General features: G+C 65.5%; 11 protein-coding genes. 7 read left to right on the forward strand and 4 right to left on the reverse strand.

What is annotated here, in order from left to right:
* Positions 1-257: 257 nt before the first annotated feature.
* Positions 258-1,880 carry a PPE family protein gene (locus tag H0P51_RS25750; protein WP_180919231.1) on the forward strand — a complete coding sequence of 541 codons (1,623 nt, stop codon included), beginning with the start codon at positions 258-260 and terminating at the stop codon, positions 1,878-1,880.
* Positions 1,881-1,986: 106 nt separating this feature from the next.
* Here the strand turns inward: H0P51_RS25750 and ipdF are convergent, their stop codons facing one another.
* Together ipdF and ipdE1 are read right to left on the reverse strand one after the other, a co-directional pair.
* The gene (gene ipdF, locus H0P51_RS25755; RefSeq protein WP_180915620.1) at positions 1,987-2,775 is read right to left on the reverse strand and encodes a (5R,7aS)-5-hydroxy-7a-methyl-1-oxo-2,3,5,6,7,7a-hexahydro-1H-indene-carboxyl-CoA reductase; all 789 of its coding nucleotides are present in this window, start codon (positions 2,773-2,775) and stop codon (positions 1,987-1,989) included.
* Complete coding sequence (gene ipdE1 / locus H0P51_RS25760) at positions 2,772-3,920, reverse strand: acyl-CoA dehydrogenase IpdE1 (protein WP_180915621.1); 1,149 nt, start codon at positions 3,918-3,920, stop codon at positions 2,772-2,774. The genes ipdF and ipdE1 overlap by 4 nt, the downstream gene beginning before the upstream one ends.
* A 219-nt stretch (positions 3,921-4,139) precedes the next feature.
* Between ipdE1 and fadD3 the strand changes: the two genes are divergently transcribed.
* The 5 genes from fadD3 to H0P51_RS25785 all read left to right on the forward strand — a co-directional run bounded on the left by fadD3 (position 4,140) and on the right by H0P51_RS25785 (position 9,950).
* A complete protein-coding gene (gene fadD3, locus H0P51_RS25765; RefSeq protein ID WP_180919232.1) occupies positions 4,140-5,669 on the forward strand; it encodes a 3-((3aS,4S,7aS)-7a-methyl-1,5-dioxo-octahydro-1H-inden-4-yl)propanoate--CoA ligase FadD3 in 1,530 nt (509 codons plus the stop codon).
* 85 nt (positions 5,670-5,754) lie between these two features.
* A complete protein-coding gene (locus tag H0P51_RS25770) occupies positions 5,755-6,891 on the forward strand; it encodes an acyl-CoA dehydrogenase family protein (protein ID WP_180915622.1) in 1,137 nt (378 codons plus the stop codon).
* A gap of 7 nt (positions 6,892-6,898) precedes the next feature.
* Positions 6,899-7,834 carry an acyl-CoA dehydrogenase family protein gene (locus H0P51_RS25775; protein ID WP_180915623.1) on the forward strand — a complete coding sequence of 312 codons (936 nt, stop codon included), beginning with the start codon at positions 6,899-6,901 and terminating at the stop codon, positions 7,832-7,834.
* On the forward strand, positions 7,831-8,787 hold the full coding sequence (ipdE2, locus tag H0P51_RS25780; RefSeq protein ID WP_180915624.1) for an acyl-CoA dehydrogenase IpdE2: 957 nt from the start codon (positions 7,831-7,833) through the stop codon (positions 8,785-8,787). Before H0P51_RS25775 ends, ipdE2 begins: the two co-directional genes overlap by 4 nt.
* Positions 8,784-9,950: a pyridoxal phosphate-dependent aminotransferase gene (locus tag H0P51_RS25785; protein WP_180915625.1), complete on the forward strand. Its 1,167-nt coding sequence runs from the start codon at positions 8,784-8,786 to the stop codon at positions 9,948-9,950. The genes ipdE2 and H0P51_RS25785 overlap by 4 nt, the downstream gene beginning before the upstream one ends.
* Here the strand turns inward: H0P51_RS25785 and H0P51_RS25790 are convergent.
* A complete protein-coding gene (locus tag H0P51_RS25790) occupies positions 9,915-10,763 on the reverse strand; it encodes an arylamine N-acetyltransferase family protein (protein WP_180915626.1) in 849 nt (282 codons plus the stop codon). The two genes, H0P51_RS25785 and H0P51_RS25790, sit on opposite strands and share 36 nt — an antisense overlap.
* A 104-nt stretch (positions 10,764-10,867) precedes the next feature.
* Between H0P51_RS25790 and H0P51_RS25795 the strand changes: the two genes are divergently transcribed.
* A complete protein-coding gene (locus tag H0P51_RS25795; protein WP_180915627.1) occupies positions 10,868-11,299 on the forward strand; it encodes a hypothetical protein in 432 nt (143 codons plus the stop codon).
* Positions 11,300-11,395: 96 nt separating this feature from the next.
* Here the strand turns inward: H0P51_RS25795 and H0P51_RS25800 are convergent, their stop codons facing one another.
* Positions 11,396-12,220 (reverse strand): CHAD domain-containing protein, encoded by an 825-nt coding sequence (locus H0P51_RS25800; RefSeq protein WP_180915628.1) that lies wholly within the window; start codon positions 12,218-12,220, stop codon positions 11,396-11,398.

Consider the following 12,220-nt stretch of genomic DNA (forward strand, 5'->3'; position numbering starts at 1 on the left):
CGGGCAATTCGGCACTGGAAATGAGGCGTTGTCGCCATCCCCGCGCCGAAAGCGCGGCGGCCCCGGCGTCGTCGTATGTAGGCGGCCGCAAGCAAACCGCACGCCGCTCAAACCGAATTCCGCGAAACCGCATATCAACTCCGACGCGGCGTCGTATGTTCTCTGGCGTCGGGTCTCGCTCGGTCTCGAGCGAAAGGTAAGTGGAGGTCGGTGCGGTGAGCTTCTTTTGTTTTCCACCTGAGGTCAACTCCTGGCGGATGTTCAACGGTGCGGGCTCCGCACCGATGCTGACCGCCGCGGCATCCTGGACCGGGTTGGGTGAAGAGCTTGAGACCGCAGCACAGTCGTTTGCCTCGGTGACGTCAAACCTTGCCAGTCAGGCCTGGCAAGGTCCGGCAGCGCTGGCCATGGCTCGCACGGCCGTACCCTATTCGTCGTTCCTGCAAGCCGCGGCCCAGCAAGCCCACAGCGCCTCCCGCGGCGCCAGCGCCGTCGCCGCAGCTTTCGAAGAAGCCCAAGCCGCCACCATCCACCCGATGGAAGTCCTGGCCAACCGCAACGCCTTCGTCCTGGCCGCCCGCACCAACTTCTTTGGCCTCAACAGCCACATCATCGCCTCACTCGAAGGCGTCTACAACGAATTCTGGGCCGCTGATGTCACCGCGCTGGCCAACTACCACGCCGGCGCCTCGGCAGCGGCCGCACAACTGTCCTCCTGGCAGAGCACCCTGCAGAACCTGCCCGGCATCGGCCAGGCCCTCGGTGCCGCTTCGACCAGCCCCAACGTGGGTATCGGCAATAAGGGCGGCGGCAACCTGGGCAGCGGCAACACCGGCGACAGCAACATCGGCAACGGAAATAAGGGCAACTCCAATTTCGGCGGCGGCAATCTCGGCAACAACAACGTCGGCAGCGGAAATATCGGCAACGGAAACTACGGCCTGGGCAACCTCGGCGACAAGAACGTCGGCTTCGGGAACTCGGGCAGCGTCGGAGGCAACATCGGCCTGGCTAACAGCGGCAACAACAACGTCGGACTGGCCAACACCGGTGCCGGAAACTGGGGCGCCGGTAACAGCGGCAACAACAACGTCGGCTTCGGACTCACCGGCAACAACCTGACCGGCATCGGCAACGCCTACTTCGACCGGACCACTGGCCAGTTCCACTTCACCGGCCTGAACTCGGGCAGCGGCAACATCGGCTTCGGCAACTCCGGCACCAACAACATCGGATTCTTCAACTCCGGCGACGGCAACGTCGGCCTCTTCAGCTCCGGCGCCCACATAGCCAATCCCGCCGACGTCGGCAAGATCCAGAGCTTCGGCATCGGCAATACCGGGATCGGCAACATCGGTATCGGTAATGCCGGTGCTGGCAACTCCGGATTCGGGAACGCCGGCCAGCTCAATACCGGCATCGGAAACGGCGGCGGCTTCAACACAGGCATCGGAAACGGCGGATCGTTCAACACCGGCATGGACAACTCCGGTTCTGCGAACACCTTCGATGGCAACTCCGGCAACGTCAACACCGGGTTCTGGAATTCGGGCAACTTCAACACAGGTGTCGGAGCCGACACGAACGTCGCCGGCACCACCAAGTCGGGCTTCAACAACACCGGCTCGTACGTCTCCGGGTTTAACAACTCACTGAACGGCAGCGGAAACGGCTATGCTTCGGGCTTCTTCAACAGCGCCAGCGGCGGTTCCTTGCAGAACGGCTACCTCTCGGGCTTCCTCAATACCGGCATCACCGGTCCAATCAATGGCGTTCCGAGCGGTGTCATCAGCGGGTGGAACACGGGCGCGTTGAACTTCGGTACCGGCATCTCGGGACTGTTCAGCATTAGCCAGCTATTCAAACTTGTCGCCGGCTGATCCCCGCCGAGCGTGAAATACGCTACGCGACACGCCGATTGAGGGTCGCGTGGTTCACTTTCGAAGCGCTGGGTCGAGTGAGTGTGAACGGCTGCCGGTCCAGCCTTCAGGGGTGCTGGCTGGAAACTGAAATGACCTCGCCAGTCAGGTAGCTCGAGTAGTCGCTAGCCAGGAAGGCGATGGTGGCCGCCACCTCCCACGGTTCGGCGGCGCGCCCGAACGCCTCGTCGGAGGACAGCCGGTCCAGCAGATCCGCAGATGACGTCTTCTCCAGGAATTTGTGCCGCGCGATGCTCGGCGACACCGCGTTGATGCGAACACCATATTCCGCGGCTTCTATTGCGCTGCAACGTGTCAACGCCATCACCCCGGCCTTGGCGGCGGCATAGTGCGACTGCGAGTGCTGCGCCCGCCAGCCCAGCACGCTGGCATTGTTGACGATCACCCCGCCGTGATCCGCGTCCCGGAAGTACCGCAACGCCGCCCGCGTCGCGCGGAACACCGAGGTCAGTGAGACGTCCAGCACCCGGTCCCATTCGTCGTCGGTCATGTCGGCCACCGGCGTCTGTCCGCCCAATCCTGCGTTATTGACCAGCACGTCCAGCCGGCCGAATCGTGCTGTGGCCGAGGAGATCAGCGCGTCCACCTGAGCGGTGGAGGTCACGTCGCACACCACGCTTTCGACCCGGCCGAGGCCCATCGCAGCCAACTCCCCGGCGGTCTCCCCCAGCCGTCGTTCGTGGTGGTCGGAGACCAGCACGTCGGCCCCCTCTGCGAGGGCACGCCTGGCGGTCGCCGAGCCGATGCCGGTACCCGCGGCGGCGGTAACCACCACCACTTTTCCGTCCAGAAGTCCGTGTCCAGCAATCTCTTTCGGCGCTTCGGACAAGCTCACCCTTTGACCTCCCTCGGCATTCCGAGCACCCGCTCGGCGATGATGTTGCGCTGAATCTCGTTAGAGCCGCCGTAAATGGTGTCGGCGCGGGTGAACAGGTACAGCCGCTGCCATTCGTCGAAGTCGCCGTCGGCCAGCGTCAGCCCGGGCTTGCCTATCACGTCCATGGCCAGCTCACCCAGGCTGCGATGCCAGTTGGCCCACAACAACTTCGACACATTGTCCTGACCAGGCTGCTCGACATCCATGGTGGCCAAGGCGTACGACCGCATCGCTCGCAGCCCCGCCCAGGCGCGAGTCAACCGTTCCCGGATTGACGGATCGTCCGTCGCACCGGTGCGCTGCGCAAGCGCGACGAGATTGGAAAGCTCACGGGCATAGACGATCTGCTGGCCCAGTGTGGAGACCCCGCGTTCGAATGTCAGCGTGCCCATCGCGACCCGCCACCCGTCGCCAGGCTGGCCGACCACCAGTGAGGCGTCGGTGCGCGCGTCGTCGAAAAACACCTCGTTGAATTCCGCGGTTCCGGTGATCTGGATGATCGGCCGCACCTGCACGCCCGGTTGGTCCAGCGGCACAAGCAGATACGACAATCCGGCGTGGCGCTTGGAACCCTTCTCGGTGCGCGCCACCACGAAGCACCACTGCGACAAGTGCGCGAGCGACGTCCACACCTTCTGACCGTTGATCACCCATTGATCGCCGTCGAGCTCGGCGGTGGTGGCGACGTTCGCCAGATCGCTACCGGCACCGGGCTCGGAGTAGCCCTGGCACCACAATTCGGTGACGTCGAGAATGCGCGGCAGAAAACGCTGCTGCTGTTCGGGAGTGCCGAACGCGATCAGGGTAGGGCCGAGCAGCTCCTCACCGAAGTGGTTGACCTTGTCCGGGGCGTCGGCCTTCGCGTATTCCTCGTAGAACGCAACCCGGTGCGCGGTGGACAGCCCGCGGCCGCCGTGCTCCACCGGCCAGCCCAGGCACGTCAGCCCCGCGGCCGCAAGATGCTGATTCCAGGCTCGGCGTTCTTCGAACGCCTCGTGCTCGCGTCCTGGCCCGCCAAGGCCCTTGAGTGCCGCGAATTCGCCGACCAGATTGTCGGCGAGCCAGTCGCGGACCTGCGCCCGGAACTCTTCGACGTCCTGCATAACCTGTAGGCTAACCTACCAAGCACTTGCTTTGTTAGCCCGGTGACGATGCGCGCGGCGGCGCCGCGCGAGGAGGAGGCGGGCAATGAAGTTAGCCCGGTGACGATGCGCGCGGCGGCGCCGCGCGAGGAGGAGGCGGGCAATGAAGTTAGCCCGGTGACGATCCGCACAGCGGCGCCGCGCGAGGAGGAGGCGGGCAATGGATACAGGAGCAGCCCCGTGACCGGCAACACCCGCACCATTCCCGCGGCGCTGGATCAATTCGCGGACTCCAACCCGGATCACGACGCTCTGATCACCGACGATCGCAGCTTCACGGCAGCTGCCCTACGCGACGAAGTGCGTCGCGCCGCGGCCGCTCTGGTCGTGCTCGGCGTCGAACCGAAGGACCGGGTCGCCATCTGGTCGCCCAATACCTGGCATTGGGTCGTCGCGTGCCTGGCCATTCACTATGCCGGCGCGGCCATGGTGCCCCTGAACACCCGCTACACCGCCGAAGAGGCCTCCGACATCCTGGCCCGCACGGATGCGCCGCTGCTGTTCGCCGCTGGCCGGTTCCTCGGCGCCGACCGCGCCGCCGACCTGGACCTCACCGCGCTGCCCGCGCTGCGCCACATCGTGCGCATCCCGGTCGACGAGAACGACGGCACCTGGGACGAGTTCATCGCGCACGGCGACGACCCGCGGGCCGCCGCGGCCGCCCGGTCACGTGCCGCCGGCGTCAGCCCCGAGGACGTCAGCGACATTTTGTTCACGTCCGGCACCACCGGTCGTAGCAAAGGCGTGTTGTGCGCGCACCGCCAGTCACTGAGCGCCTCGGCCGCCTGGGCGGCCAACGGCAAGATCACCGCCGCTGACCGCTACCTGTGCATCAACCCGTTCTTCCACAACTTCGGCTACAAGGCCGGAATCCTGGCCTGCCTGCAAACCGGCGCGACGCTGATCCCGCACCTGACCTTCGACCCGCTGCGCACCCTGCAGGCCATCGAGCAACACCGCATCACGGTGTTGCCCGGACCGCCCACCATCTACCAGACGCTGCTCGACCATCCCGCGCGCGGCGACTACGACCTGAGTTCGTTGCGGTTCGCGGTGACCGGGGCGGCCACCGTTCCGGTGGTGCTGGTAGAACGCATGCAGTCCGAGCTAGACATCGACATCGTGCTGACCGCATACGGCCTTACCGAGGCCAACGGCATGGGCACGGCCTGCCGTCCCGAGGACGACGCCGTGACGGTGGCGACTACCTGCGGCCGCCCGTTCGCAGATTTCGAACTGCGCGTTGATGATTCGGGGGAAGTACTACTGCGTGGCCCGAACGTGATGCTGGGCTATCTCGACGATCCGGACGCGACCGCGGCCGCCATCGATTCCGAAGGCTGGCTGCACACCGGGGACATCGGCATCGTCGACGACGCCGGCAATCTGCGCATCACCGACCGTCTCAAGGACATGTACATCTGCGGCGGGTTCAACGTCTATCCCGCCGAGATCGAGCAAGTGTTGATGCGCCTGGAGGGCGTGGCCGACGCCGCGGTAATCGGAGTTCCAGACCAGCGGCTCGGTGAAGTGGGCCGCGCGTTCGTGGTGGTCAAGCCGGGCGCCGAACTCGACGAGGCGGCGGTAATCGCTTACACCCGCGAACATCTGGCGAACTTCAAGACCCCGCGATCGGTGCGGTTCGTCACGGTGTTGCCCCGCAATGCCGGCGGCAAGGTGGTCAAGCCACAACTGCGGGAGTGGACCTGATGTCGTACGTGGAACGTAGTTACCTATCGTCGTGGCGTCTCGTCCCCAACCCACGTTCGGTTAACCGAGATCGAGATGGATTGACATGGAACTAGATTTCGACGAAGAAACATTGGCCTTCGCGACCGAGGTACGCGACTTCCTCGCGGCCAATCGGGATTCGGTTCCGACGAAGTCTTACGACAATGCCGAAGGCTTTGCCCAGCATCGCATTTGGGACAAGGTGCTGTTCGACGCGGGCCTGTCGGTGATCACCTGGCCAAAAAAGTACGGCGGACGGGAGTCGCCGCTGCTGCATTGGGTGGTCTACGAGGAGGAGTACTTCCGCGCCGGCGCCCCCGGGCGGGCCAGCGCCAACGGCACCTCGATGCTGGCACCCACCCTCTTCTCGCACGGCACCGCCGAACAGCTGGACCGCATTTTGCCGAAAATGGCTAGTGGGGAACAGATCTGGGCCCAGGCCTGGTCGGAGCCGGAATCCGGCAGCGACCTGGCATCGCTGCGGTCCACCGCGACCAAGACCGACGGCGGCTGGCTGCTCAACGGTCAGAAGATCTGGAGTTCACGGGCACCGTTCGCCGACATGGGATTCGGCCTCTTCCGCTCGGACCCCGGTTCGCAGCGCCACAACGGGCTCACGTATTTCATGTTCGATCTGAAGGCCAAGGGCATCACGGTGCGCCCGATTGTCCAACTCGGTGGGGACACCGGCTTCGGCGAGATCTTCCTCGACGATGTCTTCGTTGCGGACGAGGACGTCATCGGCACGCCCAACGACGGCTGGCGGGCGGCGATGAGCACGTCGAGCAATGAGCGGGGCATGTCGTTGCGCAGCCCGGCCCGCTTCGTGGCCGCGGCCGAGCGGCTAGTGCAGCTGTGGCGCGAAAATGGCTCGCCCCCCGAGTTCGCCGACCGGGTGGCCGACGGCTGGATCAAGGCGCAGGCCTACCGACTGCAGACATTCGGAACGGTGACAAGGCTGGCCGGCGGCGGCGAGCTGGGCCCGGAATCCTCGGTCACCAAGGTGTTCTGGTCAGACCTCGACGTCGAGTTGCATCAGACCGCGCTCGACATTCGCGCGGCCGACGGCGAATTGGCCGGCTCGTGGACCGAGGGCCTGCTGTTTGCATTGGGCGGGCCGATCTACGCGGGCACCAACGAGATTCAGCGCAACATCATTTCCGAACGGCTACTCGGACTGCCCCGAGAGAAGAAGGGGTAGAAGCGATATGGACTTCACACTTGACGAACAGCAGCGCGATTTCGCTGCCAGCATCGACGCCGCGTTGGGGGCAGCGGATCTGCCGGGTGCGGTACGGGCCTGGTCGGCCGGCGATGCCGCTCCCGGCCTCAAGGTTTGGCACCAACTGGCCAACCTCGGCGTCACCGCGCTGCTGGTTCCGGAGAAGTTCGACGGCATCGATGCCGCACCGGTGGACCTGGCCGTCGCCATGGAGCGGCTAGGACATTGGTGCGTGCCGGGACCGGTGACCGAATCCATTGCGGTGGCACCCGTTCTGCTCGCCGAAGACGCGCGCAGTGGCGGTCTGGCATCCGGAGACCTGATCGCCACCGTCGCGCTGCCGCCGGATGTTCCGCGCGCGGTCGACGCCGACACCGCGGGGCTGGTACTGCTCGCGGGCCCCGACGGAGTGCGGGAGGCTGAGTTGGGTGACCGCCACGAGTCAGTGGACCCCAGCCGTAGCCTCTACGACGTGACCGCGACCGGCGACGCCTGGCAGGCCGACATCCCCCGCGCCTACGAGTTCGGCGTGCTGGCCACCGCGGCCCAGCTGGTGGGCGCGGCCGAGGCGCTGCTGGCCGGCAGTGTCGAATACGCCAAACAGCGATCCCAGTTCGGCCGGTTGATCGGTTCCTACCAGGCGATCAAGCACAAGTTGGCGGATGTGCACATCGCGATCGAATTGGCCCGGCCGCTGGTGTACGGCGCGGCGGTGACAATGCAGCCGCGCGACATCAGCGCGGCTAAAGTGGCCGCCGGAGAGGCCGGACTGCTGGCCGCCCGCTCTGCGTTGCAGACCCACGGGGCGATCGGCTTTACGCAGGAACACGACCTTTCGCTGCTACTACTTCGGGTGCAGGCACTGCGCTCGGCGTGGGGTACACCGGAAGCACACCGACGCCGAGTTCTGGAGGCGCTATGACGTCCAATGACGAACGGGACATGCTGCGGGAAACCGTGGCGGCACTGGTGTCCAAGCATGCCGGCCCGGCCGCGGTACGCGCGGCGATCGAGTCCGAGCGCGGTTACGACGAGTCACTCTGGCAGCTGTTGTGCGAGCAGGTCGGTGCCGCGGCCCTGGTGGTACCCGAGGCATTGGGCGGCGCGGGGGGAGAGCTCGCCGATGCCGCCGCGGTTCTGCGGGAGCTGGGTCGCGCGTTGGTGCCATCCCCACTGCTGGGTACGACCCTGGCCGAGCTCGCCCTATTGGCTGCGCCGTCACCCGACGAGGAGACGCTCGGCGCGCTCGCCGAAGGCCGCTCGATCGGCGCGCTGGTGCTCGACCCCGACTTTGTGGTCAACGGCGACATCGCCGACGTCGTCGTTGCCAGCAGCGATGGCCAGTTGAGCAGGTGGACAAGCTTCAGCGTCGAGCCCGTCACCGCGATGGACTTGACCCGCCGACTGGCCAGGGTGGCACCCAAGGAGACCACTGAGCTGGGCGCGGACCCTGGCCTCGCCGACACCGCGGCGATCCTATTGGCCGCCGAACAGATCGGCGCCGCTGAGCGCTGCCTGGAGCTGACCGTCGAATATGCCAAGAGCCGAGTGCAATTCGGCCGACCAATCGGTAGCTTTCAGGCGCTCAAGCATCGGATGGCCGACTTGTACGTCAGCGTCTCGGCGGCCAAGGCCGTCGTCGACGGTGCGTGCAGTGAGCCCACCGCGGTCAACGCCGCCACCGCACGGCTGGCTGCCACCGAGGCACTGAATACCGTCGCGGCCGAGGGGATCCAGCTGCACGGTGGCATCGCGATCACTTGGGAACACGACATGCACCTGTACTTCAAACGCGCGCACGGCAGTGCGCAGTTGCTCGGCTCGACCCGAGACGTGCTGCGCCGCATGGAATCAGAGGTCCTGTCGGCATCATGACCAACCACGTCGCGCTGCGTGCGGGCATCCCTCCGTTCTACGTGATGGACGTCTGGCTGGCCGCCGCGGAGCGACAGCGCACCCATGGTGATCTGGTCAACCTCTCGGCGGGTCAGCCCAGCGTCGGCGCCCCCGAACCGGTGCGGGCCGCCGCCGCGTCCGCCCTGCATCTCAACCAGTTGGGCTACACCGTTGCGCTCGGCATCCCCGAGTTGCGCGCCGCGATCGCGGCAGACTACCAACGGCAGTACGGGATTTCCATCGAATCCGACGCGGTGGTGGTTACCACCGGGTCGTCGGGCGGGTTTCTGTTGGCGTTCTTGGCCTGTTTCGACGTGGGTGACCGGGTGGCGATGGCCAGTCCCGGCTACCCGTGTTACCGAAACATTCTGTCCGCGTTGGGTTGTGAGGTGGTGGAGATTCCGTGCGGGCCAGCCACTCGGTTCCAGCCCACCGCCGAGATGCTCGCCGAACTCGATCCGCCGATCAAAGGCGTTATCGTCGCGAGCCCGGCCAACCCCACCGGCACCGTGATTGGGCCGCAGGAACTGGCGGCAATCGCCGTGTGGTGTGACGACAACGACGTGCGGCTGATAAGCGATGAGGTCTACCACGGGCTGGTTTACCGGGGTGCGCCGCAAACCAGTTGCGCGTGGACGACATCACGAAATGCGGTGTTGGTCAACAGTTTCTCCAAGTATTACGCGATGACCGGATGGCGGCTGGGCTGGCTGGTGGTACCCGAGGAGCTGCGCCGCGCGGTGGACTGCCTGACCGGCAACTTCACCATCTGCCCGCCGGTGTTGTCACAAATCGCAGGCGTGTCAGCGTTCACACCCGAGGCGATCGCCGAGGCAGAGGCGAACCTCAAGAACTATGCCGTCAACCGGACGATGCTGCTGGACGGCCTGCGCCGCATCGGTATCGAGCGGCTGGCTCCGACCGACGGGGCGTTCTATGTCTACGCCGACGTCTCCGACTTCACCGGCGACTCGTTGGAGTTCTGCTCGAAGCTGCTAGCCGACACCGGAGTTGCGATCGCACCCGGCATCGACTTCGACCCGACCCGCGGAAATTCGTACGTCCGGCTGTCGTTCGCCGGGCCGAGCGGCGACATCGAGAAGGCGCTAGCCCGAATCGGTCCCTGGCTGCCCAACCGGTAGCGTCTCGATACGCGCTTGCAGCGCGGCGCGATCGAAATCCGCCAGATTGATCCCGAACAGCTCGCCGAGTGCGTCAGCGACCTCGGCAGCGCTGTTCAGCACAGTCTTCTCGCTGCGGCCCGCGCGATGGATGACCAGGTTGCGGCCGGCCAAATTCATCCGGGCGTCCTCGCTCACCCGCGCCACCATCAGATCCGTGACGAAATGCGACGACGGATGAGTCGAGACCCACCAACTGCCCACTACAAGGTCGATCTGGGGCCGGGTTTGCGTGGTGAACACGTAAAGCGACTGCCATTCGTCGCGGACCTTCGCCTGCAGCAACATCCCGTCGCCGCGGTCCTCGAGTCGGTACGGCTCATGTGTCGTCTCCTGCTCGCCACCGGTCAGCAGCCGCAGCGGAGATGTCGGCGTCTGCCCGCCGAAGCCGACGTCGACCAGATATGGGCCCGCGCAGCCAGGGAACGTCACCGCGAGCACGGTATGCGACATCGCCGGCGTGGGAGCGTCGGACGGGCGCATCCACACCACCCGGCCGGCGAGCCGGCGGACCCGGTAGCCCAGTTCGGTCAGCACGTAACCCATCAGGCCGTTCTGTTCATAGCAGTACCCGCCGCGACGGCGTCGAACCAGCTTGTCGGTCAATGCGTCTCGGGTCAGATCATCGACCGGTACGCCGGTGAACGGGTCGAGGTTCTCGAAAGGAACCGCGTTGATGTGCGCGGTTATCAGTTCCTGCAGGGCGTCCAGACCCGGTGCAGTATCACCTCCGTAGCCAACCCTGGCGAAGTAAGCAGTCAAGTCCATGTCCACGAACCTAGCCCTAGGACGTCGGAGGCGGTGTTTTATATCTGTCGAATATGGGGACCCGTCAGAGACGGTAGCTTTGCACACCGATCTAGCAACGGGAGTTCGTGATGAGTACCAGCAACATCGTATGGATTGTCATTGCCGCACTGGTGGTCGTCGCGCTGATCGTGGTCGTGGTCGCGGTGTCGGCGCGGGCCAAGCGCCGCCGCCGAGTGCAGCAGGCCGAAGAGATCCGCGAGCAGGCCAAGCTGGAATCCACCCGCGTTCAGCGCCGTGAAGCGCTCGCCGAGGAGACCGCCGCGAAGGCCCGTGCCGCACAGGCCGAAGCGGAGGCCAAAGCCGCTGAGGCGGCCCGGCTGCAAGACCGCGCCGCAGCTCACCAGAACGAAGCAGCGGCGTCCCGCGAACAACTCGACGAGCAGTGGAAGCGCGCGGACCACCTAGATCCGACACAGACGAGCACCGAAGACTCAGTCGAGACCCACCAAGACTCGGGCGAGCCCCGCGACGCTAAGCACCGCCGCCAAGCGCACACCTGATCCGGCCCAGTCCAGTAACGCTGCTGCGAATCCCTCCACTCACCTTTTCGCAGCAGCGTTACCTGTTGTCTGGAGGCTCGCGGCGCTGCGCCGAACTCAGAGCCGACGCACCGCCGTACGGCTGCGCAACGCGATCTGCTGTTCGCGCGCATGCAGCAGGCCGTAGGTAAAACCGTTCTCGCCCTGGGTCGTTCCCGCAGTCACCGCCATCCGCCGCAATACGTCGCAGGCCACAACCGCATCCTGATGATCACCCAGCAAGGTTTGAATACCCTTGTACTTCTTGATGATTCGCCGAGATCCCGAATGGACTGGCTTGCACAGTTCGCCCGCATAGCGGGCGCGCTTTGCGGCCTTGCGTGCACGATGCAGCATCTCGTCCGAGCCGTCGTATAAGGCGACCGTCAACCGGCGATCCGCCTTGCGACCCGCGCGCTCAACTCGCTTGCGTAGTCGCTTGCCCGTGATTGCGTGCACGACGCGCGGTGTGGTGCGCAAGTCGAGCAGCGCCGTCATCAGGTTCAGGTAGCGTTCGGAGTCCATCTCCTCGCTCACCCGGGCGCGCGCCGGCAACTCGATTGCTTTCAGGTCATTGCGAATTCGCGATTTGACCGGACCCAGAACGAGCACGTCGGGGAGTTCCTCGACCGCTTGGTCGAAACGACGCAGTTGCACCTGGCAGTCGCGCACCTCACCGAGCAGTCCGGCGAACCACTTGAGGTCGAGGTCCAAGCCGCCGATCGCCGAACTGTCCAGGTCGGGACGAAACACCCGCAGCGTGCTGCGAAGTCGGCGGATCGCCACCCGCGTGTCGTGAATCGGGTCCGCCCCGCCGCGCAGGCCGACCTCACCGGCCACGATCCGATCAATCTGGGTGTTGAGGTATCCGACGAGTGCATTGGTAGCGGCCCTTCCCGGCAT

The sequence above is a fragment of the Mycobacterium vicinigordonae genome (assembly GCF_013466425.1).
GTDB lineage: Bacteria > Actinomycetota > Actinomycetes > Mycobacteriales > Mycobacteriaceae > Mycobacterium > Mycobacterium vicinigordonae.

Excerpts from the sequence above, each read along its gene's own strand:
- H0P51_RS25750 (WP_180919231.1), top strand. The coding sequence starts at position 258 with ATGTTCAACGGTGCGGGCTCCGCACCGATGCTGACCGCCGCGGCATCC.
- ipdE1 (WP_180915621.1), bottom strand. The coding sequence starts at position 3,920 with ATGCAGGACGTCGAAGAGTTCCGGGCGCAGGTCCGCGACTGGCTCGCC.
- H0P51_RS25770 (WP_180915622.1), top strand. The coding sequence starts at position 5,755 with ATGGAACTAGATTTCGACGAAGAAACATTGGCCTTCGCGACCGAGGTA.
- H0P51_RS25775 (WP_180915623.1), top strand. The coding sequence starts at position 6,899 with ATGGACTTCACACTTGACGAACAGCAGCGCGATTTCGCTGCCAGCATC.
- ipdE2 (WP_180915624.1), top strand. The coding sequence starts at position 7,831 with ATGACGTCCAATGACGAACGGGACATGCTGCGGGAAACCGTGGCGGCA.
- H0P51_RS25785 (WP_180915625.1), top strand. The coding sequence starts at position 8,784 with ATGACCAACCACGTCGCGCTGCGTGCGGGCATCCCTCCGTTCTACGTG.
- H0P51_RS25795 (WP_180915627.1), top strand. The coding sequence starts at position 10,868 with ATGAGTACCAGCAACATCGTATGGATTGTCATTGCCGCACTGGTGGTC.
- H0P51_RS25800 (WP_180915628.1), bottom strand. The coding sequence starts at position 12,220 with ATGCCGGGAAGGGCCGCTACCAATGCACTCGTCGGATACCTCAACACC.